At 42.8% G+C, this 25861-nt stretch carries 25 protein-coding genes; 2 read left to right on the top strand and 23 right to left on the bottom strand.

The features are described from left to right. Nucleotides 1-3: 3 nt before the first annotated feature. The 6 genes from BMX50_RS14735 to BMX50_RS14710 all read right to left on the bottom strand — a co-directional run bounded on the left by BMX50_RS14735 (nt 4) and on the right by BMX50_RS14710 (nt 3748). Nucleotides 4-678: a DUF4136 domain-containing protein gene (locus BMX50_RS14735; RefSeq protein WP_091211304.1), complete on the bottom strand. Its 675-nt coding sequence runs from the start codon at nt 676-678 to the stop codon at nt 4-6. Nucleotides 679-913: 235 nt separating this feature from the next. Continuing rightward, entirely contained in the window at nt 914-1486 is a 573-nt protein-coding gene (locus BMX50_RS14730) for a Maf family protein (RefSeq protein ID WP_091211303.1), read from the bottom strand. A gap of 124 nt (nt 1487-1610) precedes the next feature. Further along, on the bottom strand, nt 1611-2132 hold the full coding sequence (locus BMX50_RS14725; RefSeq protein WP_091211302.1) for a KdsC family phosphatase: 522 nt from the start codon (nt 2130-2132) through the stop codon (nt 1611-1613). 150 nt (nt 2133-2282) lie between these two features. Beyond that, on the bottom strand, nt 2283-2525 hold the full coding sequence (iscX, locus tag BMX50_RS14720; RefSeq protein ID WP_091171429.1) for a Fe-S cluster assembly protein IscX: 243 nt from the start codon (nt 2523-2525) through the stop codon (nt 2283-2285). Nucleotides 2526-2613: 88 nt separating this feature from the next. After that, nucleotides 2614-2946 (bottom strand): 2Fe-2S iron-sulfur cluster-binding protein, encoded by a 333-nt coding sequence (locus BMX50_RS14715; protein ID WP_091211301.1) that lies wholly within the window; start codon nt 2944-2946, stop codon nt 2614-2616. 19 nt (nt 2947-2965) lie between these two features. Beyond that, nucleotides 2966-3748 (bottom strand): Rossmann-like and DUF2520 domain-containing protein, encoded by a 783-nt coding sequence (locus BMX50_RS14710; protein WP_091211300.1) that lies wholly within the window; start codon nt 3746-3748, stop codon nt 2966-2968. A gap of 82 nt (nt 3749-3830) precedes the next feature. On the opposite strand from BMX50_RS14710, the gene BMX50_RS14705 reads away from it, so the two are divergent. Then, entirely contained in the window at nt 3831-4751 is a 921-nt protein-coding gene (locus BMX50_RS14705; protein WP_091211299.1) for an alpha/beta fold hydrolase, read from the top strand. A 155-nt stretch (nt 4752-4906) separates the two neighbouring features. Here the strand turns inward: BMX50_RS14705 and BMX50_RS14700 are convergent, their stop codons facing one another. From BMX50_RS14700 to BMX50_RS14640, 12 genes are all read right to left on the bottom strand, one after another. Then, nucleotides 4907-5617 (bottom strand): phytanoyl-CoA dioxygenase family protein, encoded by a 711-nt coding sequence (locus BMX50_RS14700; protein WP_091211298.1) that lies wholly within the window; start codon nt 5615-5617, stop codon nt 4907-4909. Between the two features lie 9 nt (nt 5618-5626). Next, a complete protein-coding gene (ccsA, locus tag BMX50_RS14695) occupies nt 5627-8089 on the bottom strand; it encodes a cytochrome c biogenesis protein CcsA (protein WP_091211297.1) in 2463 nt (820 codons plus the stop codon). A 9-nt stretch (nt 8090-8098) separates the two neighbouring features. Beyond that, nucleotides 8099-8509 carry a cytochrome c maturation protein CcmE domain-containing protein gene (locus BMX50_RS14690; protein ID WP_091211296.1) on the bottom strand — a complete coding sequence of 137 codons (411 nt, stop codon included), beginning with the start codon at nt 8507-8509 and terminating at the stop codon, nt 8099-8101. Between the two features lie 374 nt (nt 8510-8883). After that, on the bottom strand, nt 8884-10320 hold the full coding sequence (locus BMX50_RS14680; protein WP_091211294.1) for a Glu/Leu/Phe/Val family dehydrogenase: 1437 nt from the start codon (nt 10318-10320) through the stop codon (nt 8884-8886). A gap of 152 nt (nt 10321-10472) precedes the next feature. Continuing rightward, entirely contained in the window at nt 10473-10682 is a 210-nt protein-coding gene (locus tag BMX50_RS14675) for a CcmD family protein (RefSeq protein WP_091211293.1), read from the bottom strand. A gap of 1 nt (nt 10683) precedes the next feature. After that, nucleotides 10684-11358, bottom strand: coding sequence for a cytochrome c biogenesis protein CcsA (gene ccsA, locus BMX50_RS14670; RefSeq protein ID WP_243480982.1), 675 nt, complete (start codon nt 11356-11358; stop codon nt 10684-10686). A gap of 116 nt (nt 11359-11474) precedes the next feature. Continuing rightward, nucleotides 11475-12659 (bottom strand): carboxypeptidase-like regulatory domain-containing protein, encoded by a 1185-nt coding sequence (locus tag BMX50_RS14665; protein ID WP_091211292.1) that lies wholly within the window; start codon nt 12657-12659, stop codon nt 11475-11477. Between the two features lie 247 nt (nt 12660-12906). Continuing rightward, the gene (locus BMX50_RS14660) at nt 12907-14280 is read right to left on the bottom strand and encodes a di-heme oxidoreductase family protein (protein WP_167667931.1); all 1374 of its coding nucleotides are present in this window, start codon (nt 14278-14280) and stop codon (nt 12907-12909) included. Nucleotides 14281-14288: 8 nt separating this feature from the next. After that, a complete protein-coding gene (locus BMX50_RS14655; RefSeq protein WP_091211290.1) occupies nt 14289-15359 on the bottom strand; it encodes an imelysin family protein in 1071 nt (356 codons plus the stop codon). A 9-nt stretch (nt 15360-15368) separates the two neighbouring features. Beyond that, nucleotides 15369-15794 carry a QcrA and Rieske domain-containing protein gene (locus BMX50_RS14650; RefSeq protein ID WP_091211289.1) on the bottom strand — a complete coding sequence of 142 codons (426 nt, stop codon included), beginning with the start codon at nt 15792-15794 and terminating at the stop codon, nt 15369-15371. Nucleotides 15795-15805: 11 nt separating this feature from the next. Then, the gene (locus BMX50_RS14645) at nt 15806-17047 is read right to left on the bottom strand and encodes a hypothetical protein (RefSeq protein WP_091211288.1); all 1242 of its coding nucleotides are present in this window, start codon (nt 17045-17047) and stop codon (nt 15806-15808) included. Between the two features lie 202 nt (nt 17048-17249). After that, nucleotides 17250-17933 carry a heme exporter protein CcmB gene (locus BMX50_RS14640; RefSeq protein WP_091211287.1) on the bottom strand — a complete coding sequence of 228 codons (684 nt, stop codon included), beginning with the start codon at nt 17931-17933 and terminating at the stop codon, nt 17250-17252. 93 nt (nt 17934-18026) lie between these two features. On the opposite strand from BMX50_RS14640, the gene BMX50_RS14635 reads away from it, so the two are divergent. Then, the gene (locus tag BMX50_RS14635) at nt 18027-18512 is read left to right on the top strand and encodes a methylated-DNA--[protein]-cysteine S-methyltransferase (protein ID WP_091211286.1); all 486 of its coding nucleotides are present in this window, start codon (nt 18027-18029) and stop codon (nt 18510-18512) included. On the opposite strand, the gene BMX50_RS14630 is transcribed toward BMX50_RS14635, so the two are convergent. The 5 genes from BMX50_RS14630 to BMX50_RS14610 all read right to left on the bottom strand — a co-directional run bounded on the left by BMX50_RS14630 (nt 18509) and on the right by BMX50_RS14610 (nt 25855). Next, complete coding sequence (locus tag BMX50_RS14630; RefSeq protein ID WP_091211285.1) at nt 18509-20437, bottom strand: hybrid sensor histidine kinase/response regulator; 1929 nt, start codon at nt 20435-20437, stop codon at nt 18509-18511. The genes BMX50_RS14635 and BMX50_RS14630 overlap by 4 nt on opposite strands. A gap of 27 nt (nt 20438-20464) precedes the next feature. Continuing rightward, entirely contained in the window at nt 20465-21052 is a 588-nt protein-coding gene (locus BMX50_RS14625) for a chemotaxis protein CheB (protein WP_167667927.1), read from the bottom strand. Further along, the gene (locus tag BMX50_RS14620; RefSeq protein WP_208864714.1) at nt 21042-21872 is read right to left on the bottom strand and encodes a CheR family methyltransferase; all 831 of its coding nucleotides are present in this window, start codon (nt 21870-21872) and stop codon (nt 21042-21044) included. Before BMX50_RS14620 ends, BMX50_RS14625 begins: the two co-directional genes overlap by 11 nt. Before the next feature lie 2 nt (nt 21873-21874). Further along, the gene (locus tag BMX50_RS14615; RefSeq protein ID WP_091211283.1) at nt 21875-25330 is read right to left on the bottom strand and encodes a response regulator; all 3456 of its coding nucleotides are present in this window, start codon (nt 25328-25330) and stop codon (nt 21875-21877) included. 87 nt (nt 25331-25417) lie between these two features. Continuing rightward, on the bottom strand, nt 25418-25855 hold the full coding sequence (locus tag BMX50_RS14610) for a hypothetical protein (protein ID WP_091211282.1): 438 nt from the start codon (nt 25853-25855) through the stop codon (nt 25418-25420). Nucleotides 25856-25861 lie beyond the last annotated feature (6 nt).

The raw sequence follows: 25861 nt of genomic DNA, 5'->3' as shown, positions 1-25861 counted from the left end.
TTCTCATGCTTTTCTCATCGGTACCTGTGGCTGTTGTTGTACCTGGTTAAGTTCAAGCTGCTCAATAATGCCGCTAACTACTTTTGGCAATTCCTTCACAGTTCTTTGTGGATTGTGTAGTTCGCCTACGCCAAAACCACGCCATACCAGCTTACGCGACCTGGCATCCATAATATCGATGATCAACGTACCCTCTTTGTAAGGTACACGGGCATAGCCGCCGCCACCGTAGCCGTAGCCATATCCGTAAGGATATCCCCAGCCCCAGCCGCCGTAGCCATAAAACGGACGGTAGCCCCAGCCACCACCCCATCCCCAGCCAAAACCCAAGCCAAAGCCCGGATAGCCGCCGTAGTAAGCAGGATAAAATTCAGTTTTCATTCCCCGGCCGGTAACTGTTGTGTAACTCACCATCAAATCGGGGTTGTTTTCCTGAAATTTCAGACCTTTGTTTTCCAATGCCGATATCGCTGCATCCCTAACTCTTTCATCAGCCACTTCCTTTTTAACAACTGCGCCGGCTTTATTGGTCATGGTTGCAGGAGGTAGCCAGGCAAATGTTCGGTAAGCGGATAAATCTGTTTTGTTTCGGGCAGCGGTGTAATAATTGTAACTGCTGCAAGCAGACAAGGTGGCCACCAGCAAAAACACCAGCCCTGTATTAATAGTTTTTTTCATGACAAATTACTCCCTTTATTTAAAACATTAGACTATGCAGGAAACAAAGGTTTAATTTATATAATTATTTATTTAAATATGCCGGAAAAACCCGTTTTATCAAAAAGCAACGATGTTTAGCTAAAATGTTACGACGAATAAAACAAGCCGGGAAGACACGAGTCCCCTTCATACACTCGCGGCAGCACAACTCCTGCACCAGTGTATTACATATTTTTAATTAATAACAGGAAAGTTATTTGCTTAAGCTAATCAATTGTGCGTACACCTTTTCGGTGGGCAAACCAACAACATTGGTATATGAGCCTTCAATGCGTTCAATGGCTATCAGACCTATCAGCTCCTGGATACCATATGATCCGGCCTTATCAAGCGGCTGGTATTTATTTACATAATTACTGATTTCGGTATCAGAAAGCTTTCGGAAGAATACTTCTGTCAGATCGTAGAAGTTATTGTAGCGCCCCTTATAAAGCAAACATACGCCCGTAATAACCTGGTGTACACGGCCAGATAGCATTTGCAGCATTTCAATTGCATGTTCGCGGGTTTCTGGTTTACCCAATATCAGGCCATCGATACAAACTATGGTATCAGCGGTAAGCACAACCTCATCCCCTACTGTTTCATCAAATGCTTCGGCCTTTTTTCGGGCTATATGTAAAGCGACTTCGGGCGGGGTTAATCCTTCGGGATATGATTCATCAACATCTTTGAGCACCACTCTGAAATCGACATCCATGAGCCCAAGCAGTTCCTGACGTCTTGGCGATTTTGATGCGAGAATTACGGGGGGGATGTTATGCATGTTGAATTGTTATTTTTTCATGTCATTGCGAGCGATAGCGTGGCAATCGCACGCTATACAGAACCGAGCTGCAAAGTTCGCGATTGCTTCGTGCCTCGCAATGACATATCTTTTATTGTAAGCCTTACCAGCTATACGCCTGTTTGCTCATCCATTTATCCTGAACTTTGAGCACTTTTTCTATAATATCGCGGGCACAGCCTTTGCCACCACCATAGGGAGATACGTAGGCGCTAACTGCCTTGATCTCTTCAACCGCATCGGCAGGACAAACAGGTAAACCTGCAAGTTTCATCACTTCCAGGTCGGGAATATCGTCGCCCATGTATAATACATTGGTGGCAATAATACTTTTTTCTTCGAGGTAGATCTTAAACCTTTGCGATTTAGTATGTGTACCCATATAAACATCCTGAATGCCCAGGCTGTTTAACCGGTACATAGCACTTTTTGAGCGGCTGCCCGATATTGCACAAACATTATAGCCACATTTAACGGCCAATTGCAGCGCATAACCATCTTTGATGTTAAAAGCGCGGCTCTGTTCGCCAGATTCTGTTACAAAAACAGATCCATCGGTTAAAACGCCGTCCACATCAAAAATGAGGGTGGTAATATCTTTTAATTTATTCAGGAACGATTCCATTTTTTTTTGATTTCACCGATAATTGATTGATTTCATCGATTATTATGGTGATTTAACTTATTCCTTCTGCTCGCAGAATCGCTTTAAACCATGCTAACTGTTAAAGCTGCAGCTTAACTGCAAACTGCCAGCTTAAAACTGCAAACTGAACTATTGATTATCGCGCCACTCGTATACCCAGGCCGATTGGATCTGCTCCAGGTGGCCTTCATTTGATTCGGCACGGGTACCTGCAAAATTAGGCAGGCTTAATACCCACTCCAACAATTCGGTAAAACGGATGCGGTATATTCTTGATTCGTCAAAATCATCACCAAACTTTTCGTAAAGTTCAATGGCAATATCTTCATAATCATTCCAGTGAATTGGCAAGGCAAATTTATTATCGCTCATTTTTATTAATTTTACGTACTACCCGAAGGTTACGCTAATACGTTAGTTATACGTTTTATTTATTGTTTTAAACGGATTAATGCAAATATTAGTGGCCTAAAAACTGCGACTGATCAGGCAGGGTAACTTCAATATCGCCATCAACAATAACACACTGGCAGCCCAGGCGTGAGTTAATACGAGGGTTAACAGCCCTATCAATGAAATCCTCTTCCTTATCGGATATTTCCTGGATGTTGTCCATCCCTTTATTAACGTAAACATGGCAGGTGCTGCATCCGCAAACACCACCGCAATTATGCTGTAGTTCGATGCCATTCTCCAGGCATACGTCTAATACAGATTCTCCTTCGGCAATTGGCAACTCAACACTTTCGTGCCCTTTCTCCTCGAAATTGACCTTTATTTTATAAATGTTCATTTAAGCAAAAGTAACAAAATTACTCGGGTGCGGTAAGCCCTTTATTGTTTTTGATAATACCCTGACTTAATAAAGTATAAACATCCTGTAACATAGGCATATCGCTCAGCATCTGCATATGCGCAGCCATGGTGCCTTCATCATTACGCACTGCCGGGCCTGTTTGTACATTGCGGGGTTCCTGCTCCAATACCTTTTGGGCCGTTTCCAGGATCAGTGGGCGCAGCAGGCTAAACTCCATCTGGTTTTGCGCCAGCAATTCCTGCGCAACCCCATATAAATAGTTAGGGAAATTACAGGCAAATACCGCTGCCAGGTGCAATATTTTACGCTGGGCCGAGTTTACGGCGTATACATTGTTGCTGATGGTGAATGCGAGCTGCTTTAAATCAGCAAGGATACGATCATCGGCACCTTCAAGACAGAGCGGGACAGACCTGAAATCAACCTCTCTTATCTTGCTGAAAGTTTGAAGCGGGTAAAAAACCCCGGCATTTGGAGTAAAAGCCAGTAAACTGTTCAAATCGGTTGAACCCGATGTATGCACGATTAACTTTTTATGGGCAGATAGTGCTTTAACAACAGCCGTTATAGCATCGTCCTTAACCGAAACAACAAACAACCCTGTATCGGGATTGATATTGTCAAGGCTATCGATGGCTTCAGCACCTACATGGTAGGCCAGCAAAGCAGCATGCTGCATGTTGCGGCTGTACACCTGTATAATGCGATGCCCGGCATTTTTAAAGGCTGCGGCCATATGCGTTGCTACGTTGCCGGAGCCTATTATGGTTATGTTCATATAATCTTTACAATGGATATAATTATTTAACTAACTGTAGTATAAATATTTCTGTATTTTAGAAACCAACATCTAATACCGCATGAAAATACTTAAAGTAAGCATTATAATTGTGATATTTCTTGTCGGGGCCGCGTCATTAATACTATACGGCTTCTATAGATATAACAATAAAGAAACCAAAACCTTAACCGATGCCAGCCGCAAAAACGTTCCCGGCAGCTTTATCAAATTAAGCCAGGGTGTAACCCACTATCAGCTTGAAGGCCCGGACAGCGCCCAGGTTATTATTCTTGTTCACGGCTTTAGCGTACCTTATTATATCTGGGATAATACCTATGATTACCTTGTAAAAAAGGGATACAAAGTATTGCGATATGATATGTATGGCAGGGGGTACTCAGACAGGCCCGATGTTCCTTACACCCAAAACCTTTACAATACGCAAATTCTTGATCTCATCAATCAGCTTAAATTAGGAAACAAAGTAAATTTAGCTGGCGTATCATTTGGCGGCGCGGTAATAACGAACTTTACCTGCAGCCACCCTAACCTGATTAATAAAGTAATTCTTGTTGATCCTGTATACGAACAAAAAAAACCGGCGTCGCCACAATATTTTACCCTATACAATGAGGCTGTAAATTCCGACGAACGGGCCAATGGACAAACAACGGACTTTCTTTACCCCAAAAAACACCCTGATTGGATAAAACGCTATCTGCCTCAAATGAGATATAAAGGTTTCAGGAATGCGCTTGTTTCAACCATGTACAATTACAACCAAAACGGCCGACAAAGTAACACTTGTTTAAATAGCGCAGGCAAAAATGTATTGCTGATATGGGGCAAAGCTGATAAAACTTTACCGCCACGTTTTGCAGACTCTATTCGCAGTGTATTGAAGGTTGATTATTTCCCGGTTGATGATGCTGCACATTTACCGATGATTGAAAAAGCTGATACGGTGAATGCTAAGATCCTGTCGTTTTTGAAGGGATAAACTCAATTTATCCAAAGCGTCATCGCGAGGCACGAAGCAATCCCCAATTAGTAGAGCCGCTCTGTATAGTTCGCGATTGCTTCGTGCCTCGCAATGACATGGCGGAGATATGATCTTGCTTTTATAGCCGCCGGTGAATCATCTACAAGCAGTTTTTAACGCTTTTCAGCCCAATCAATCCCTTCCACCAATTCAGCCCTGCTAAATTCGATATGCACTACCCTCCTCTTTTTATTATTGGTAGTACGGTTTGACGCATGCATAAGCAATGGCCTCATGATCATGATACCACCGGCTGGTACGTTACAACTTACCTCGGTTTCCTGTTGCCAATCGATATTTTCGGGGCGATAGATTCCTTTGAGATGAGAACCGGGTAATACTTTCAAAGCACCATTGCCTTCATCAGTATCATCAAGGTGGATGCGGATGGTGAAGTTATCCTGCAGGATATCTATTGGTGGCTGCACGCCAAACTGGTTATGCTTAACTGTCCAGGGGCCATAACCTGCTATATCTATTTTCTTATCCACCGAGATAGTCAAGTCCTGGTGCCAGGCTACAAACCAGTTGGATGATCCGGGCTTATCGAAATAGATAGATTTAACAGCAAAGTAATAATCGCCAAAAACATTGGAGATAACGTTTTTTAGCCTGTTATTAAATATAAGAGGAAACGCATCCGGAACAGCTTTCAGAAACTGCCTTATAGCAAATACATCATCCGTTTGACGAAAAAGTGGACCTGCCCTGTCGACAGATTCAATAGCGTTGATAATGGCGCTAACTTCGGCACCGGTATAAATATCCTCAATAACAGTAAACCCGTTATGAGCTATATTATACCGGTGCCCGGTCAAATCCATCTAATAGAATTAAACGGTTTTAAGTTCTTTATTACGCCTTTGAATAGAAAGCAGGAAGCCAATAACCATAATGATGGTACCACTCCAGAAGAAGTTGATATACGGAAAGCTAATGGCACGCATCACGATCCACGGGCGTTTATTTTGCGGCTGCTGATAAACAGTGATCTCTACCTTTTTATTTTCAGGATTGATCCTTGAGAAACGTAGTTTTAAACCGGCATCCTCAACCTTACGGGCAAAGTCAAACACATTCCCTCCCCTGATCATAAATACAGGCTCGGCATTGTACACTTTGCCATCATGAGCATGAACCTCGATGTTGGCACCAATAGCCACATCATTGGCAGTAAGCGGAATATTTTGTACAGTAGCTTGTTTGTTTAATGATTTAACCAGCATAAAGCCGTCGCGGTACCTGATGGTATCGCCAATGGCTACTTCGTGAACTACAGGCTCATCATAGTTTTTGTCGTCGTTACCTTCATCGTGCCCGGCCTCGCCCTGCATGGCAAAACCTTCACTTGGGATGGCGGTAACGTGTGTATACAAGTCGTTTAACAGGTAATGTTTTGTATCAGGAGATGAAGACATCCCCGCATCGCGGCTGGCCTGTACTTTAGGTTTAAGCACAAAGTTCTCCAAGACTTTGCCATTGGCATCAAACTTTTTATAATCAACCCTGTAAAAATGGTATGGTGATGATATCGAATCGCCAAGATAGGTAACTGTATAATCACCCATTTTTACCGGGGTATTTTTGTAGATCATAATGTTTTCGCGGGCATTACCTGCTTTGGCATCAAAGCCTTGCACGTTAACCACACCACTTGCATTTTCAGAAACTATTTTACTGGTACCCGCAGCTATCACTGCGCCAACCATCAGCAAGCCAAAACCCAAATGCGCCACCGCCGAACCGGCCAGCTTAAACTTGCCCTTAAAGGCATCAACCAAAACTTTGGCATTGGCAATAACCGAGTAAACCGAACCACACATTACCAAATTGAACACGAAATTAAGGCGATAAACACCTGTTAAGTAAACAATAAGCGCCGTTACCAATATGGCAAATACCAGGTAAACACCGGTGGTAATGAAAAACCGGGTAATATCAGTCTTTTTATATTTTAGGAATTGCGTAAACCCGGTAAGTAAGGTAACCACAAACGCAAACGACGACTGGATCACGTTATAATGTTTAACAGCATCGGCCGGCGGCGCTATCTTGGTGCCAAACATGGCGTTCCATACCGGAACCGACGTTACCACAATCAGGTGGAAACATGACAGCCCTAAAAATACCGAACCAACAAACATCCAAAACTCGCGGGAGTAGGTTTCTTCGTCTTTTTTGGTGATGGGCAGTTCTTTCCATCGCCACACCAAAACAAAAACAGATAATACCAGGAATATCAGGATGCCGATAACCAGCTGCCAAAACATACCCAAATCGGTAAAGGCGTGTACAGAGCTTTCACCCAAAATACCGCTCCTTGAAAGGAATGACGTGTACCATACAAGTACAAAGCTCAGCAACACCAGCATTGTAGCCGTAAAATAGGAGTGACCTGTATTTTTAAATACGATAAGTACGTGCAATGCCGCAACCATAGTTAACCATGGAAATATCGAGCCGTTCTCTACCGGGTCCCAGGCCCAAAAGCCGCCGAAATTTAGTGACTCGTATGCCCAAAACGAACCCATGATAACACCTGTACCCAATATCATGGAGCCAAATAAAGCGTACGATAACGCCGGTTGTACCCATTCTTTATAGCGTTTTTGCCAAAGCCCGGCAACAGCATAAGCAAACGGAACAACGATTGAAGCAAAACCCAGGAATAAAGTAGGCGGGTGAATCACCATCCAGTAATTTTGCAGCGAAGGGTTCATGCCCTGCCCATCTTTTATGAAGTCCAGGTAGTTAGGCTGTGAAAATATTGGCGCTTCTATACCCGAGTTACGTAACAACAAAAATGGCGAACTGCCTATCCGCTGACCGAAAATATCGATCCCCAACACCATGGTACCCAATATCACCTGCGACAGGGCCACAACAGTCATTACCGGGCGTTCCCATGATTTGGCCCTTGCAATAAGTACATTACCTAAAACAGCCTGCCAAAAGGCCCACAGCAAAAAGCCTCCCTCCTGCCCGTTCCAGAAACCCGAAACCAGATAATAAACAGGCAATGAACGCGAGGTATAAGCCCAGGCATAATGATACTCGAAATAATGATTGTAAAGCACATAGAACAGGCAGGTGCCCATTCCTAAAATAGATATGGAATTTACGTAAAAACCTAAACGGCCTAAACGCTGCCAGCTGCTGTCGGCCTTACCGGCATCATCTGTAGTAGCAAAATAGTAACTTATAAATGACAGCAGGGCTGCACCAAACGAAAGAACAATAAAAAACTGGCCGATTTGTCCCGGTAAAAGGTGTTCGCCCTTAAAAACTGTATTCATCAAAAATGATTAAATGCTGGCTTGTTTAGCCTTCGCTTCTGTAACTTCTAACTTATCCTGGGTGTATTTGGATGGACATTTCATCAGGATCTTTGAGGCGTGAAACTCGCTGCCAACCATCTGGCCGGTAAGTACCAGTTGCTCTGAACGCTCAAAGTCTTCCGGTTTGGTACCGGTAAAAACAACTTTACGCTCCTCGCCTTTGTTATCTTTCATATAAAATGAAAAATAATTGGCATCCTTAGTGGCGTCATAAACCATTTCTTTTCCCTTGCTAAAATGGCCTATTACATGCAGTTCGCTGCTGGTTTGCTGTGCTTCGGCAAAAGAAGCATAGGTGCTGGAGCTTGAATAAACACTAATAATAACCGCTATAGCTATAGCGATAACAACAAGACCAAAAATTGCACTTTTTTTCATCCGCGGTTTATATAATTAAAATAACGATTTGCAAAAATACAAAACGTGCAGCTAATAATGTTTATTACAAGACATATGTATTATTTAGAATCATTCTTGATAGAATAACAAAATGTCAGAACTCGAATTTATTGAATTTAAAGAATTCTCAGAATCCGTAACGAATTCAATAAATTCCTATAATTCGTTTAATTTCGGTTCAGACAATATTTTGGGCGATGCCTGCGGCCCGGGCTTTACGCTCATACGCCTGCAGGCTTTGCGCTCATTGGCCGGTATCCGCTACAACCCCTATCGCGGGGTAGATGAAAAACAAAAACGAGGCGGGCTTTTTCAAACCCACCTCGTTATATATAAAACTATTAAATCCTTAATTATGGCCAGATACCCAGGTTCTGGTAAGATACCGCTATTTTATTAATAGCACCAACCATGGCTGCATTACGCAGCGTACCGATCTCCGGATTGCTTTTGTAGATCTCCCTGATCTCGTGGTATGAGCGGATCATGGTATCTTCCAAACCTGAGTTTACCAGTTCAAGCTCTGATGCACCTTTAATAATGGTTGAACGTTGAATCGGGGTTAAAGCAACCCCGGTAATGCCTTCAACCATGTTCACGAGGTTAAGGTTGGAGTTTTCTTCAAACCTGCGGTTCATCCTGCCGAAAGCTACGTGGCTCAGGTTCTTTAACCATTCAAAGTATGATACGGTTACACCGCCTGCGTTGGCAAACATATCTGGGACGATCATGCCGCCGTTGGCATAAAATATAGCTTCGGCTTCAGGTGATGTTGGGCCGTTAGCACCTTCAACAATGATCTTAGCCTGTATGTTGCGGATGTTTGCTTCTGTAATTTGATTTTCAAGGGCGGCTGGCACAAGGATATCACATGGTTGCTCAAGGCCTTCCATGGTATTGGTAAACTCTTGTATTGCAGCAGCGTAGCCTAAAATAGAACCGGTAGCCTTCCGATGCTGAAATACCGCCTCGATATCTAAACCGTTCTCATTATAAATGGCGCCTTCAAACTCACAAAGCCCGACAATGATCGCGCCCATTTCGGATAAAAACTTAGCCGAATAGTAACCTACGTTACCAAGGCCCTGAACAATTACCCTTTTGCCTGACAAGCCTGGCAACAAACCGATCTTTTGCATATCCTCACCAACGCTCACACACTCACGGGTAGCAATAGCCACACCACGACCGGTAGCTTCCCTCCTGCCTGCAATACCGTGCAGGGCAATAGGTTTACCGGTTACAGCCCCCATAGCATCCAGCTGACCAGGGTTCATGGTAGCATAAGTATCAGCAATCCAGCTCATTTCACGTTCGCCAGATCCATAGTCAGGCGCTGGTACGTCAATGCTTGGGCCGATAAAGTTCTTTTTGATCAATTCAACTGTGTAACGACGGGTAATATTTTCCAGCTCGCTTACCGTGTAATTTTTAGGATTAATTTTGATACCGCCTTTAGCACCGCCAAACGGGACATTTACAATAGCACATTTGTAGGTCATGAGCGCGGCAAGGGCCATTACCTCATCCTCATTCACCATTTCGCTGTAGCGGATACCGCCTTTAGTTGGCGACTGGTGGTGCGAGTGCTCTACACGCCACGCATCAATTACCTCAAAGCTATTGCCCTTGCGGATCGGGAAACGGAAGCGGTAAACACTGTTACATGATTTAATTTGATCAAGCAGGCCCGCATCGTGTTTAGTAAATTGGGCGGCATGATCGAAGTTTTTACACACGTCGCTAAAGAAGTGTGTTTCTTGGTCGGCAATCAAAATATTCGTAGCCATAACTATTGTATAAATATTAATCTCTTAAAAAAGTGAGCAAATTTGGTACAATTTTTATCAATATTGCAAATATTTCTTAGTTAGTGTGCCCTATACACCACCCAACACCGCCTTGAATAATATGTTTAAATTGTTTAAACATATTATTTGAACTACTTTTCGTTTTCGACTTTTTTTAACCGGCGGTCTATAGAAAACAGGTAAATGGCCAGGCCAACAAAAATTATGGAAATAGTTACCACAACTACGTAAATTTTTCCCGATTGGCGCAGGGCGTCGGCCATTTCAACTTGCTGCCCCTGCTGCGCGAAAACGGCGGTACAAAAAGTAAGCAGTAACAATAAAAGCGTTAATTTCTTCATCTTAATTTATAGCGTTCTTCTTATTCTCAATTAAACGGATGCGGTAGCGGATGGTTGCTATCCAAAGGGCAATAAAGCTCCAGCCCAGCATGGCCGGGTAAAAGGCTATCTTCATGCCGTTATCCAGGTCGTATTTACCAAATGCAGGGTTACCACCGCTGCCGGGGTGTAATGAATCTGTTAAACGGGGCAAAACAAATATCAGCACGATCATAATCGGGAATGCGAATATGTTGTAGATAGCCGAGATTTTTGCCCGCTTCTGCTCCTCATCAATAGAGTTACGAAGCACCAGGTAAGCACAATACAACAAAAATGCTATGGCAGCACTGTTTTGCTTAGGATCACCGCTCCAGAACTCGCCCCAGGTATATTTTGCCCATAGCATACCGGTTAAAAGCCCTAAACTGTAAAACAGCAAACCTGTATTAACACACTCAACCGAGGCAAGGTCATGCTCCTCTTTACCCGTTTGCAGGTATTTAATACTGAAATAAACCGATACAACAAATACCGTGAGCATCCCCATCCACATAGGTACGTGGAAATACAAATTACGGATGGTTTCGTGGATAATTGGCAGCCTCGGCGCTTTAAAAACAAGGCCAGTGTAAAAGGTAGATAGCACCAGCAAAACAGCCGCCACCTTCCACCATGTTTGATAAATAAACTTCATATGATTTATGCAGGCAAATGTAGTGAAATTTCATTGTCATTAGGTCATCAGGTCATTGAGTCATTATCTCTGTAAATAAAAAAATGACTTAATGACGCAATGACCTAATGACCAAACTAATCCCCCGGCTCATAATCCACCGGCAGCAGATCGCCGAGCTTGGCTTTTGACCATGAGCCTTCATAAAGCGGGCTTGGGCTTGATACCACAATACCGTTCATATCAAAAGCAATATAGCCCGAATATTTGGTCATAATGCTGGTTTCATAGTTGGGCATATCCAACGGATGATAAACATCCTTAAACTCTGTAGTTTCTTCGCGTTTGGTATATACAACGTATAAAAAGTGCGGAAAAGTAAGTGCATAGATGCCGTCCTGTGGTGTTTTACGCAGGATCTCAAACTCCTGGTAAGGCAGCTTCGCGAGGTTTTCCCGGTACCATTTAGTCATCTTCGACAGGTTATAATAACGCATCGCCGAATCGCGCGGGCCTTCACGGTATTTTTTCATCTTCTGCATCAGCACTGCTTCTTCAGGCCGTTCAGGGTTAATTTGTCTCGTAAAATCATGCGCCTCAAATCCCTCTTCTTTTAGTTTGCCTTTATAAAGCGAACGGTAAAAATGCTGGGCCGATCCATAATAAGCCTGCTCGCGTTTCTGCTTCCAGAGCTTCTTCTGAGCAGCGCTGCCGGGCAGGTTCTCGAACAGGGCACTTCCCGAATAAGAGATGGTATGCTCAATAGCATCATATAAAAAGTTTTTGAGCAAAAATTTGGTACGATAGCCCAGGGCTAGGTTCTCTACCACCAAAAACTCATCGCCAGAGGCTTCCAGTTGCTGCTTGCCCCTGTGGTAAATAATATTAAGGATATGCGGATTGGTAACCTTACACTCCTTGCCGTTTTCTGTATCGCCGACAAATTCCTTCCTGAACAGTTCGTAGTTCTTTTTCCAGTCGGCACTGCTGCTGATCACAACTTCGCGCAGCATCAGTACTTTTTGATTAACCTCGATACTCAGTTTTGCAGGTTCGCGGCCAACCAATACGGTTGTAGAATACTCTTCAATACTAACACCGGTAACCACCAACTGGTATTGCCCCGGCTTTACACCTGCCAAAGTAAAAGTTCCATCCTCTGCTGTAGAAGTGCCGTAAGTGGCATTATTTAAAAATACGCTGGCATTGGCTACCGGGCTTTTAGTATCAGCCCGCACCACCTTGCCTGTAATAGTACCGGTTTGCGCCGAAACCATGAGCGGGCATATAAACGCGATAAGCAAAAACCAATAAAAACGCATTAAATAAAATTAGGATATTTTTTCAATCTACTAAAAAACACATTTTTTATGAACGGTTGATGAATTGTTGATGTATAATTTTTGTTGCGGTGGTGTCTGAACTCGAATTTATTGAATTAAAGAATTTATAGAATTTCTCGCCTTTTTAATTCTGTCAATTTCTTAATTCTAAAAATTCAGGTTCAGATAATAAAAAGCGGCATGAAATACTTCATGCCGCTTCAAAATATCATCAGGAAAAAACTAATTACAGGCTCTTCAAAAAGCTAAGCATCGCATCCCTGTCAACTTTTGATAAGGTACTAAAGAATACTTTTGACGATTCTGCTTCACCACCATGCCACATAATGGCTTCGGTAATGCTTCGGGCACGGCCATCATGAAGATAATAGCCCGGATAATTAACCTTTTCAAACAAGCCCAAACCCCAAAGCGGAGCAGTACGCCACTCCTGTCCACCGGCTAAAAAGTCGGGACGGTTATCGGCAAGGCCTGGCCCCATGTCATGTACCAGCATATCTGTATAAGGATGGATCACCTGGTTTGAAACCGATTTAAAAGCTACGTTTATACCTGTTGTAAGGGTTTGGCGGTGACAGCTTTCACATTTTCCTTGTTTAAATAATAATTCGCCCCTTTTATTGGTAGCATCGGTAACATCACGGCGGGCCGGGACAGCAAGTGTAGCCGCGTAAAATCTTACAGCATTTAATGTACTATCGGCCAGTTCCGGATCATCTTTTAACCCATCGTATTGCGACTGACCAAAAGAGTTTTCAACAGGGAATATCTTATTGGTAATACCGATGTCCTGGTTGTAAGCCGCAGCAACCTGGGTAAGCAACGATGCGGTGTTGGCTTTCCACCCAAAACGGCCCAGTTTGCGCGACTGTGTCGCTACATCCCAAACATAGTTGGCATGGCCCTTTATGCCGTCGCCGTTTGAATCATTAGGGTCGGCCATGGCAACGATGGTACTTTCAGGTATGGCTTCCAGCAATCCCAAACCATACATTGGCGGTGCCAGGCGCGGTGACAACATGTATCCTGCCGATAGAGCCGTATACAGATTGCTTAATGTATATGCAGGTGTACGCAAGGCATAGCTTTCACCGTCCGGAAAGTTGTATACCACCTCGGTGTAAGTAATATTAACCTTGCATTCGGGCGTTTTTCCAAAAACGGCTTTGTCCTGCAATTGCAAACCATAACCGGGTGCAGCAAGTGGGCCGCCATGCTCATCGGTACCGGGAATGCTGATCCTCACTAAGAGCGACGAATTTGATTCGCCGGCTGTTGGCAAGCCTATCCCATCGTTATGATGACACGAAATGCAGGAGTTGTTATTGAAGATAGTTCCTAACCCAGGATTAATAGGTGCAGGCGCAGTAACAAATATCTTGCTGAATGCTGCATCGCCTAAGCCATGAACCTCTGCATCATAGCCCGAAAGTGCGGGAAACATGTTGCCAAACGAGTGCGAGGTAATATCAAACACAGTAGCATCACCTCCTGATAAACGCTCGTCATATTTATCTGCAGGGAATTGGGCTGCTTTCTGGCATTTTGCCAGCAGCAGCACCAAAAGCACCAACGCGCCTATTACGCTTAATTTCTTCACTTTAAAAATTAGTCCTTAATATTAGTTTGTATAAATGTGATCAAATCGCCTTCAAGGGTGGCTTGCAGGGTTGCCAGGGCAGTTTGGCTATTTGAAATTTTGTCGCGGTTATCGTAAATAGCTTTTTCAAAAGTTGGGGTTATCAAAGCCATTGCCGATAGTGCAGTTTGTATTTGTGTTTTGATCTTAGTATCTAAAGCTGCATTTTTTGAAGCAACCAAAGCACTTAAGCTTGTAGTGCCTTTAGCACCATTATAAGTAGCGGTGTAAACATTAAGCACACCTTGTATATTGTTAATGAAATCGGTAGTGGTATTGTGCGAATATGATGATTCGTCTTTAGTCGAATCCCTTTCTGTAAAAGGCTCGGCCATTTTACCTGTACCTACTTCCTCGCAAATAGCAGCCATTTGAGTTGCAATAGTAACAAACAGGTCCTTGCGAGTTTTAAAAGCAGTGCTTCCTTTTCCGGCGTTGATGATCTCATTAGCGTAATCGGCCGGTTTTACCAACCAGCTATCACGAAGGGTTGTAGTTGTATTGAGCAGGCTTTCGCTTGTATATTTCAGGTAATCTTTTTGGCGTGCGGTAATATCGGCCGCTTTTCTTGTGCCACCAGGGCCAAAAATAATGTATTCGATGCCGTGAAAGCCTTTTGAGAAACCGTCAAGAGCGTCAACAGAAGTCAATGTTATTGCATCTGAGCTTCCGATCAAGGCATCAACATCTGTTCTGTTTAAAGGCCAGCTATCCATAGTTGGATCGTAATAATTATCTTCAACCGGGCCAAATAAATAACCTTCGGCCTGTTCCCATGGCTGGCGGGCATTTTTCCACGCTACACGTGCGGTAGTAAGATTAGCATCTGTCGGAGCAGCTAAAAAGGCAACTATCGCGGTGTTTAATGCTGTGGCCTTAACCTGTATATCGGCGTAGTTAGGGTTACCTACAACGTTAACAAACTGGGTTATTACTTCCTGCTCATCAACGGTAGTATTTTGAACTGATGTTTTGTCTTTTCCGCAGCTGCTAAGGGCAACAACAGCTATGCATGACAGGCCGAGTAAGGTATTTTTCATGGTAAAAAATTAAGTTAGATGAATTATGATTTGATTTGATATTACTTCCGTTGCGTATTTTTTTAATGGGCGTTCTGCCGGGCCTGCAGTTACCTGGCCTTCATTGTTGAAAGTGCTTCCGTGCAAATCGCATTTGTAGCCATTATTACCAACCGGTGTAAGCTGGTTATCGGCATGGGTACATTTTAACAGCAAAGCGGTGTAAGTACCGTTAGCCTCTTTTTTTAAACCAATATTGTAATACTGATTTTTTGGCTGGATCAATTGAAAATTAGTTGTACCAAAAATGGTTTCCGGAACGGCAACAGTGTTATTGGCTACAGCCGCTTTATAAACAGGTAAGGTAGCACAGCCCGATAACGAGCCCACCAGCATGCCGGCACCTGCCGCGAGGCATAGCGAACATGACTGTTTAACAAATTCTCTTCTATCCATAGTGCTTAAGTTTAAAATGAATATCCAATACCGAGGTTAATCAAAGTATTGCTTGTTTGATAAGGCAATGCAACCGGGCTTGGGTTAATGATCAGCGCCGGATTTTGTACACCGCTATGAGCCAGCCTAACATCGCCCTTAACAACCACATTGCGAAGCGGCAGGTAAGTTAATCCCGCTACTACGTAATTTTTATTAAGCGTTTGATCGGTTATACCATTTGATGGGATACTGGCATTCAGGTCGAGTTTTTCGTCGCGCACAAAAACAATCAGCTGCGGGGCGTTTGCTTTGCCATAATTGCTACGGTAAAGCAAATCGTAACCAATTTCGGCGTAAGCACCGTAGGCTGTTTTAGGGGTGTTGCTGGCATAAGCCCTGTTGATCTTATCGGCATCTTTAATAGAAAGAATGGAGCCTAATATTTTCACCGAAAAACCTTGTCCGTTATACTGGATATCACCCTCGCCCATAGCAACCGGGGTGCCAAATACACCCGAGTTTAAACCAAGGCTATCAGCCTCCGTTTTGCGGATGCCAACTGTACCGCCGTAATAACCGGATAGCTGAGCTTTAAAACCACTTTGGTAGTATTGAAGCGCACCGGTAACTGCAAGGTTAGTACCTGTTGCGTTACGGCCTTCAAACCTGCCATCAATAATGCCTGTACCGTGGGTAAAACCGCCGGCACTTAAGCCGTTCATCAATCCAATTGAATAATTTATCGGAAAGTTATTTAAGCGACCATAAAAGCCAACGCCCAACTCGCGCCATGTCGCCGGAATAATCAACGTTTCTACATAGTTACGTTCATTACCGTTAAAGGTGGTTGGCAGGTGGTTTTCGTTAAGGATGCCTATCCTCGGCAAAAACAAACCGGCAACTATGTATTGGTTAGGATTGAGGTTAAACTTCAGATAAGCCTGTTCAATGGTGATCTCGCCGCCGGGCTCGCCGCCATTTACTTTGGCGTCTTCCAGTTCGGTTTCAGAAAAGAAAGAGATCTTATCACTGAACTTGTGGCCAACAAATAACACAAAGCGCTCCAGATCAACCCTGGCAGTTTTACTATTGTTATTGTACTGGTAAAAAGCGTTACCGTAACCACCAATAGTGGTGTTTGTTAACAGAGAGCTTTTACCGCTATTGTTATTAAGAGAATCTTCGGCAGTTGAGGTATTTGGCTGCTGCGCCAGCACCGTGCCCGAAACAAAAAAAGAAAAAATGACTAAAGTAAGGGTTTTAGCATGCATTGTTGTTTGGTTAAGTCGGCGACAAAACTAATCACTAATTTAGACTTAATCCAAATTAAAATCAAATTAGAAAAAAACATGATAAAAACGGCCAGATTTTGCCGTTTTGCAGCAATTATGAAATCCGAACGGGTCGAAAATCAATATTCAATGGCCCGGTGTCGAAAACAAGTAAGATATTATTCGGAAAAACGCGAACAGATCAATCGCGCCACAAATAAGGGAAAAGCAGCAGTGCCGTAGCTATAACAATGGCGTTGATAGCACATAGAACACCTATATTGCCATAAAAGAAGCTTCTGTCTACCCCATCCATAGCGCTTTTGCTTAATTTAATAAGCACTAATATAACCGGGATAATAACCGGAAAGCTTAATATAGCCATCAATGTACCATTATTGCCGGCCTTTGATGCAATGGCCGAGATCATGGTAAAAACAGTAGAAAAACTAATGCTCCCCAATAAAACAGCAAGGAAATAGTATAATGGGTCGCCGAGGGTATTGGGGAAAAACACTTTAAATATCACCAATGCCAATGTGCTCAATAAAGCCATCAGCAAAATGTTATAGATTGTTTTAGAGAGGATAATGGCCTGAGGACTGGCAATAGAATAGTAGTAGAGTAACCGGCTTTTACTTTCCTGCATGAAGCTTTTGGCAATGGCATTTACTGATGCAAAAAGCATAATAATCCAAAACAATACGTTCCAGACTATTGCGTAACCACTGCTGTTTGAAAAACCGGGGTTTAAATTAAGCGAAATATAACACACAAAAACTGTTGAAACCACATATAGCAAAACGCCATTAAAAGCATATTTAGACCGCCACTCCAGCAAAATTTCCTTTTTTAGCAGGTACCAGGTTTCGTTAACAAGTTTCATGACCGCAAATGTAATAATTACCCGCGAGTGGAGGCGGGGATTTGACAAGCTAAAAAAATTAGCTTATTTTTGATTATCATATACCAATTACTCATGCCCATAGCTTATTTCCGCACGCCAGTTGGCATTGCCCGTATTACCGAAGAAGATGGCTTTATAGCATCAGTATCAATACGGGACGAGGAATATGAAATTGAACCTGCTCCCACTCCGTTATTGCAAACAGCTATTGACCAGTTAAACGAATATTTTGCAGGCACAAGGAAAGATTTTACTTTTCCGATAAAGCAACAAGGCAGCGAATTTCAACAACAGGTTTGGGACGAGTTATTGCGCATTCCGTATGGAACAACCATTACCTACGCCCAGCAGTCTAACCAAATGAGTAATCCCTTAGCTATACGCGCAATAGCTTCCGCTAATGGTCGAAACCACTTATGGGTTGTAGTACCATGCCACCGGGTAATAGGCTCAGACGGTAGCCTTACAGGTTATGCAGGCGGCGTTTGGCGTAAAAAATGGCTGCTTGAACACGAGGCAAAGGTGCTGGGCGTTGGGCAAACCAAGCTTGAGTTTTAAACATCAACCCTCAACAACCTCGATATTTTCTCATGCAACTGATACGGCTGAAACGGCTTCGAAAGCACATCATTCATCCCCGCCGTTAAAGCCTCCTGCTGCTCATGATCATAACTTGCGGCCGATAACGATATAATTGGCGTGCTCCGTTTAGGCTCCTCAAAATCAACCCTGATAGTTTTGGCTGCCTGATAGCCGTTCATTTCGGGCATGTGGGTATCCATTAAAATAATGTCGTAATCTTTATTGGTGAGTTTCTCAATAACCTTGCGGCCATTATCAACCATCTCAACCTCTACGTTCCAATCCTTTAATATTTTCGAGAGCATGAACTGGTTCACCATATTATCCTCGGCCACCAGTACCTTTATGTTGTTAAATGGCGGCAGTACCCTATCTTTCTTAGGCGTTAACTTATCTTTAGGTTTAAGACTGATGGTATACCAGTTTACAAAATTAAAAGTACTGCCCCTGCCTACCTGGCTGCTAACTGTAAGCTCCCCACCTTTTAATTCGGCAAGCTTTTTCACTATAGTTAAGCCAAGACCGGTACCGCCATATTTACTTACGGTATCTTCTTCGGCCTGTTCAAATGATTCAAAAATCCGGTTAAGCCTGTCGGCCGGAATCCCTATACCGGTGTCCTCAACGCTGAACTTTAATTTTACTTTATCATTATGCTTTTGAAGTACAGTGATCTTAAGCTTTACATATCCCCTTTCGGTAAACTTAAGGGCATTGCTCAATAGGTTCATCAATATCTGATTGAGGCGCAATGAATCAAGCATAAGATACTGAGGCACTTCCTCTTCAATGTCCAGCAGAAACTCAATATTATTTTCATCGGCCTTAAACTTAAGCAAGTTGAAAACTGAGTTTACAATATCATAAACATTATTTGCAGTACGTACAATGCTGAATTTACCCGCCTCTATCTTCGAGATATCAAGCACATCGTTTATCACACCAAGTAACGATTTTGACGAAGTATCGAGCAGATCGAGCATACCTTTTTGCTGATCGGTTAAGCTTGTTTTACGTAAAAGCGATGTAATGCCGATAATGCCATTAACCGGTGTACGCAGTTCATGGCTCATGTTAGCCAAAAAAGTTTCCTTTACCTTTTTGCTGTACTCTGCGTTTTCTTTTGATTTGATGAGCTGCTCCTGGTAACTTTTTTGCGGAGAAATATCGCTGATATTGATAAAGATGGTTTTATTGCGGTAAGCTGCCCGGCATTCTACCCAAATTACCCTTTTATCAAAAGTTTCAAATTTGAACTCAAAAATGGCAAAGCTCAAATTATCTTTAATGATCTCGCCCAGTTTTTTGCGAAACGCTGTCCTATGATCATCAATAGCCAGGTCGACGATGCTTTTATCAATCAATTCCTCAGGCTTAAAACCCATTATTTTTTCGACCGTTGGGTTTATATTCGCAATTCGGAGGCTTTGGGCATCAACCGAAGCTATAATGTCGGCCGAGTTTTTTACCACAATGGCGTAATCCTGCAGCACGTCATTTTTTTGCTTTATCTCGGCCTGGTTACGGGCCAGCTGCACAAACGAGTCAACCTTGGCCGATGTAATGTAAGGATCAAGCGGCTTATAAAGGTAATCCACAGCCCCGGTACCTAGGCCTTTAACGGCATATTTGGCTTCTTTTGAAATTGCAGTTACAAAAATAACCAGGATATCTTTGGTACGAGGATTTGATTTAAGCATTTCAACCAGCTCAAAACCGTCCATTTCGGGCATCTGAACATCAACTAACGCTATAGCGATATTAGTTTCCCAGGCAATTTTAAGGGCCTCGTTTGGCGACGTTGTAGAAAACATTTTGATATCATCGCGTTTAAGCAATGCCTCCAGAGCAATGATGTTCTCTTCTCTGTCATCAACTATAAGAATATTAACAGGGGTCATTTAATATTTATTGGGGGTTGGTGATTGTTACGATAGTAAAAGCTTAAAAATTTCATCCTGTGTTAAAATATAATCGGCCGCTCCCAAATTGATAGCCGATCGCGGCATTTCGGGCATTTCGGCATCTGCAGGTTCCTGTGCTATAGTAAGTGCGCCGGTTTCATGTAATTTAAGTAAACCGCCTGCACCATCCTGATTGGCACCTGAAAGTAAAATGGCTGCGCATTTATTGCCATAAACTTCGGCAGCACTTTCAAAAGTAACATCTATCGATGGTTTTGAATACCAAACCGGTTCCGAAACATCCAAACTAAAATAGCCGCCTTCCTCAATTAGCGTATGGTAATTTGCAGGAGCAATATACATGGTATTCGTTTTAAGAATATCCTTGTCCTCAATTTCGCGCATGTACATACGGCTATTTTCGGCGAACAGTTTTTCTATTTCGCTGAAAAAATTTTTTTTCCTGTGTATGATAAGGATTACAGTTTTTCCCAGTTTTTCGGGAAGATCTTTTATGATCCGGAACAAAATTTTAAACGAGCCTGCCGATCCGCCAAATAAAACTATCTGGGCGTCATGCCATCTCTCCAGTAACTTTTTATCAGGTCCCAACTTTTTGATAAATATTTTCCTTTTGGTTGATCACCTTAAACTTACTTTTAAACGAATCGGACCGGATAGTTTCTTTGCTGCCAAGGCATAAATACCCCAGCGGGCAAAGGCTTTCATAAAACAGGTCAAGGATCCGCTCCTGCAGAAACGTTTCAAAGTAAATAAAAACATTTCTGCAGCTTATCATCTGAAACTCATTAAATACGGTATCAGATATTAAGTTATGTACCGAAAATAACGTATTCTGCTTTAATTCATTATGTATCGATGCCGCATCATACAAAATGGTAAAATGATCGGTAATTGAACCCTTTAAACCAGTGTACTGATAGTTTTCGGCATAGCTTTTTATGTTGCGCAAACTGTAAATACCTTTACGGGCCTCTTTCAAAACCTCGGTATTGATATCCGTACCATATATGAACGATTTTTTACCCAGGCCGGCTTCGTTCAGCAAGATGGCCATAGAGTAAACCTCTTCGCCGGTTGAACAACCCGCGCTCCATATTTTAGTATGCTGATAGGTTGAAAGGTATGGAATAACCTGTGTGTTAACCGCACGATAAAATGAAGGATCGCGGAACATCTCGGTTACGTTAACCGTAATTTCTTCCAGGAAATTCTGAAAAAAATCCGAATTATTGATAAGCACATGTTTGAGGTCATAAAACTCAAACTTATTGAGCAACATGATACGGGTTAACCTCCGTTTTAATGACGCTTTGGTGTAACCCGAAAAATCAAACCCATGAACCTTTCTTACAATGTCAATAAGCTCATGAACCTGTGCATTTGATATAATTCCCTGCGCTGTATCCATAATTAACTTTCAAGCCACAACTGCATTAACGAAATGAGCCTGTCCATATCAACCGGTTTGGTGATATAATCATTAGCTCCGGCCGCAATACATTTTTCGCGGTCATCCTTCATTGCTTTTGCAGTTAATGCTATTACGGGCAACTTAGCCCATTTGTTTTGCTTGCGGACATGCCTGGTAGCCTCGTAGCCATCCATTTTGGGCATCATGATATCCATAAGCACAATATCAATATTTTTTATCTCTTCCAGTTTTGCTATAGCTTCCTCCCCGTCGTTAGCTATCTCTACATCGAGGTCATAGCTTTGAAGGGCGCTGCTCAAGGCAAAAATGTTTCGCATATCGTCATCAACAATAAGCACTTTTTTGCCTTTAATGGCATCCTTGCCTTTAGTTAACGTTTTAGGTTTGGCAGATGCCGCGGGTGCAGCCTGCGGCGTTGGAGTATTGGCAGTTTCGCTGATCTTGTTCAGGAATAGGTTAACCTCGTCAATCAGCCTGTCGGATGATTTATTAGTTTTAACTACCATGGCATTGGCATAATGCATCAACCTGTTTACTGAGGTTTTATCAAGTTCCATTGCGGTATTTATAATAACCGGCAATGAAGCAAAACGATCAACCTCCTTGATCTTATCTAACAGGTCGAGGCCTGAAATATCTGGCAGGTTGAGGTCAAGGATCACGCACTGATATTCATTTTCATGCAACATCCTAAACGCCGACTCTCCATCAAAAGCCTGATCTACAGTGATACCCTGGCTTTGCATCAGATCTTTCAGGGCCTGGCTTTGGGCCTTGTGATCTTCAACCAGCAGTATCTGTTTAAACCTGGTGCCGCTTTGTACCATGATATCAGCAAAAAGCTTATCCAGCGTTTCGGTATTGATAGGCTTTTTCATGAAGTTGATTGCCCCTTCCTTACGCACACGGTTTGCAGCAGCATCTCCGGCAGACATCAGGTGAACCGGGATATGCATCGTATCTTCGTGGTTCTTCAACTCCTTTAATATCTGCCAGCCATCTTTACCCGGCAGCATAATATCCAATATCACAGCATCAGGCCTGGCTTCTTTAACAATTTCAACAGCACGAGTGCCCTCGTATACCATAATTGATTTATAGCCATGATCACGGGCGTAATCCTGCAGTATGTTGGCGAAGTTTTTATCATCCTCAACAATCACCACCAATGGCTCTCTGCCCGGCTCGCGTTGTGCGGCCTTAGCCGGCGCCAAAAATTCGGCAGTTGCTTTAAAGGTTTCTGCGGTTGGCAGTACCACATCCTCAGCTGTAGCCACCAGCTTAGCCTCGTGAGGCACAGTAAGTACAAACTCGCTGCCTATACCCGGCTCACTGCTCAAGCTTATACTGCCACCCAAAAGGAAGGCAAGCTCACGGCTTATAGATAAACCCAAACCGGTGCCGCCATATTTACGGCTTGTTGAACCATCGGCCTGCTGAAATGCCTCAAATATTACTTTTTGTTTATCAGCCGGAATTCCGATACCCGAATCCTTGATGGCAAAGCTGATAGTTTTTTCCTTAACACCCGGCCTTACGTTTATCGAAATCGAACCGTTTTCGGAAGTAAATTTAAAAGCATTGCTCAACAGGTTTTTGATTACCTGTTCAATACGTACCTTATCGGTAAATATAGTTTGCGGTAAGTCTTTACTGATGCTTGTAGTATAATTGATCTTTTTGTTGCTGGCTACCTCTGCAAACAGCATCTCCATATCGCCAACGATATCTTTTACCTTAATATCCTCATTTTGCATATCCAGCTTACCCGATTCGATTTTTGAAAGATCGAGGATATCATTAATCAGGGTAAGCAAATCATTACCGGCGTTAAATATCACGCTGGCATATTTAATCTGGTCTTCAGAAAGGTTAGCTGGTTTGTTATCCTTCAGGATACGGGCCAGCACCAGGATACTGTTAAGCGGGGTGCGCAATTCGTGGCTCATGTTGGCCAAAAACTCCGATTTGTATTTACCTGTGGTTTCCAGTTCATCAACTTTAAGGTTGATGGCCTGGCGGGCCTCTTCAATAGCCTGGTTCTTTTCTTCAAGCAAACTGGCTTTTTCTTCCAACTCAGCGTTGGTAGTTCGCAGTTCTTCCTGCTGTACCCGAAGTTCTTCTTCCGAGGCTTGTAGCTCTTCTGTTTTTTGAACAAGCTCTTCGTTTGTAACACGAAGCTCTTCCTGTTGTGCCTCCAACTCTTCGGCCTGTTGCTGTGTTTCCTCGTACAGGTCGTGCATAATGGTACGCGCCTGCGAAGTATTGACAGCTATGCCGATATCATTGGCGATAGCTAAAAGATATTCAGATTTATTTTTTGAAATTCCTTCATTAAATGCAATCTCCGTTACACCTTTTAGCTTTTTATCAAAAAAGAAAGGTATAATAAATGATTCGGCAAGTTCAGTTTTTAATACCGATGAGGAAAGCTCAAGCTTATCATTCAATTTGCCTTTTACCACGGCTGCCTTACCGTCTTTAGCTACCTGGCCAAGCCAGCCTTCGCCCATTTGAACAGATTTTTTAACAAAATCAGGATTGTGGAAAGCATATGAAGCATAAAGCTCCAGTTTTTCGTTGGCTTCATTAAACAGGTAAAACGTACCCGCGGCAGCATTGGTGTAAGTACAAACTTCAGACAAAATGTTATTTGACAGTTCCTTTTCAACCTGCTGGCCCTGCATTTTTTCGTTGAGCTGACCGGTACCTGTAAGCAGCCAGTTTTTGGCTTCATTATCGGCAAGTACTTTACCAAGCTCAATATTGGCAACCCTGATCTCCTCTTCAATTTTCTTTTGCTGATCAAACGTTTTTTGGATGTAGAAGAACAATATTAGTATAATGATCAGAAAAGTAATTGTACCGCAAATAATAATGAGAATAGCCCTATCGGAAGCCGTCTCCGAACTTTTTTTACGATCCTGTAAAAACTGGCTTTCCGATTTGATAATGTTGGCTATAGTCGATCTGATCACGTCCATATTGTGCTTGCCATTCAAAAACATATCGTTTTGCACCATAAAGTCCAAACCTTTGGCCTCGCGGGTATCAATATCTGTTTTTAATATAGCGCGTTGTGACGATACTAATGATGTTAACGAATCTATGCGCGCTTGTTGAACCAAGTTGTCTTTAGTAAGGTCACGCAACTCCTGCAAGTCAACACCAATACGGGGAAGTGCCTCGTTATAAGGATCAAGAAATGTTTTTTTGTTGGTTGCCCCATAACCACGCATTCCTGTTTCGGCATCAATTAAATGCTGCAACAGATTATTTGACGAGCGAATAACGTTTTGTGTATGATCAACCCAAACATTGTCATCCTCAAACTGGCGGATACTGGTGTAAGACAAAACGCCAACTATGAAGACAAGTATAATTGATACCACAAAGCCCGCTAAAACCTGCTGGCGAAAAGAAAATTTTAACATTAGGTATTCGTATTAATCTGAATTACAAATATGTTTAAAAAAAAGCTGTAATGTTAACATTACAGCCAATAAAACATACCAGGAATATTAATTTACTTCTGAAGTATCGGTAGCAACAGGTATAAAAACCTTTGGTTTACTACTCAAAGCCCCAATCAAAGCCAAAACCGGACCGGCAAACATTACATACCAACCCCACTGAAATTTAAGCTGACTGGTTAAAAATTTATTGATACCCTTGAACGGTATAAAACTGAATGCCGAATTTACTTTCATAATGGCGGCAACCAGCAAGAGCACAACAAGCGCCACCGAAAGCCAGGCAGTAACACGCATAATTTTAGCCTGGTTAAGGAACGATACAATGATGCCAACAACCGCTACCAACAAAAGCACCAGGCCATACGGCTGGTTAAGCTTATAAATATTCCAGCTGGTTACGTGAAACACCCGCAGCAGAGGGCAATAAGTTGCTGCAAATAGCAGGGCAAAGCCTACAAATGATAAAATTGAGCTAAGGCGCATATTTAG

The organism is Mucilaginibacter gossypiicola, assembly GCF_900110105.1.
Classification (GTDB): Bacteria; Bacteroidota; Bacteroidia; order Sphingobacteriales; family Sphingobacteriaceae; genus Mucilaginibacter; species Mucilaginibacter gossypiicola.
The sequence above is the reverse complement of the archived record's forward strand: the minus strand, read 5'-3'. Positions and strand labels throughout refer to the sequence as shown.

Coding starts and splice junctions, on each gene's coding strand:
- BMX50_RS14735 (WP_091211304.1), bottom strand. CDS start 678: ATGAAAAAAACTATTAATACAGGGCTGGTGTTTTTGCTGGTGGCCACC.
- BMX50_RS14730 (WP_091211303.1), bottom strand. CDS start 1,486: ATGCATAACATCCCCCCCGTAATTCTCGCATCAAAATCGCCAAGACGT.
- BMX50_RS14725 (WP_091211302.1), bottom strand. CDS start 2,132: ATGGAATCGTTCCTGAATAAATTAAAAGATATTACCACCCTCATTTTT.
- iscX (WP_091171429.1), bottom strand. CDS start 2,525: ATGAGCGATAATAAATTTGCCTTGCCAATTCACTGGAATGATTATGAA.
- BMX50_RS14715 (WP_091211301.1), bottom strand. CDS start 2,946: ATGAACATTTATAAAATAAAGGTCAATTTCGAGGAGAAAGGGCACGAA.
- BMX50_RS14710 (WP_091211300.1), bottom strand. CDS start 3,748: ATGAACATAACCATAATAGGCTCCGGCAACGTAGCAACGCATATGGCC.
- BMX50_RS14705 (WP_091211299.1), top strand. CDS start 3,831: ATGAAAATACTTAAAGTAAGCATTATAATTGTGATATTTCTTGTCGGG.
- BMX50_RS14700 (WP_091211298.1), bottom strand. CDS start 5,617: ATGGATTTGACCGGGCACCGGTATAATATAGCTCATAACGGGTTTACT.
- ccsA (WP_091211297.1), bottom strand. CDS start 8,089: ATGAATACAGTTTTTAAGGGCGAACACCTTTTACCGGGACAAATCGGC.
- BMX50_RS14690 (WP_091211296.1), bottom strand. CDS start 8,509: ATGAAAAAAAGTGCAATTTTTGGTCTTGTTGTTATCGCTATAGCTATA.
- BMX50_RS14680 (WP_091211294.1), bottom strand. CDS start 10,320: ATGGCTACGAATATTTTGATTGCCGACCAAGAAACACACTTCTTTAGC.
- BMX50_RS14675 (WP_091211293.1), bottom strand. CDS start 10,682: ATGAAGAAATTAACGCTTTTATTGTTACTGCTTACTTTTTGTACCGCC.
- ccsA (WP_243480982.1), bottom strand. CDS start 11,358: ATGAAGTTTATTTATCAAACATGGTGGAAGGTGGCGGCTGTTTTGCTG.
- BMX50_RS14665 (WP_091211292.1), bottom strand. CDS start 12,659: ATGCGTTTTTATTGGTTTTTGCTTATCGCGTTTATATGCCCGCTCATG.
- BMX50_RS14655 (WP_091211290.1), bottom strand. CDS start 15,359: ATGAAAAATACCTTACTCGGCCTGTCATGCATAGCTGTTGTTGCCCTT.
- BMX50_RS14650 (WP_091211289.1), bottom strand. CDS start 15,794: ATGGATAGAAGAGAATTTGTTAAACAGTCATGTTCGCTATGCCTCGCG.
- BMX50_RS14645 (WP_091211288.1), bottom strand. CDS start 17,047: ATGCATGCTAAAACCCTTACTTTAGTCATTTTTTCTTTTTTTGTTTCG.
- BMX50_RS14640 (WP_091211287.1), bottom strand. CDS start 17,933: ATGAAACTTGTTAACGAAACCTGGTACCTGCTAAAAAAGGAAATTTTG.
- BMX50_RS14635 (WP_091211286.1), top strand. CDS start 18,027: ATGCCCATAGCTTATTTCCGCACGCCAGTTGGCATTGCCCGTATTACC.
- BMX50_RS14630 (WP_091211285.1), bottom strand. CDS start 20,437: ATGACCCCTGTTAATATTCTTATAGTTGATGACAGAGAAGAGAACATC.
- BMX50_RS14620 (WP_208864714.1), bottom strand. CDS start 21,872: ATGGATACAGCGCAGGGAATTATATCAAATGCACAGGTTCATGAGCTT.
- BMX50_RS14615 (WP_091211283.1), bottom strand. CDS start 25,330: ATGTTAAAATTTTCTTTTCGCCAGCAGGTTTTAGCGGGCTTTGTGGTA.
- BMX50_RS14610 (WP_091211282.1), bottom strand. CDS start 25,855: ATGCGCCTTAGCTCAATTTTATCATTTGTAGGCTTTGCCCTGCTATTT.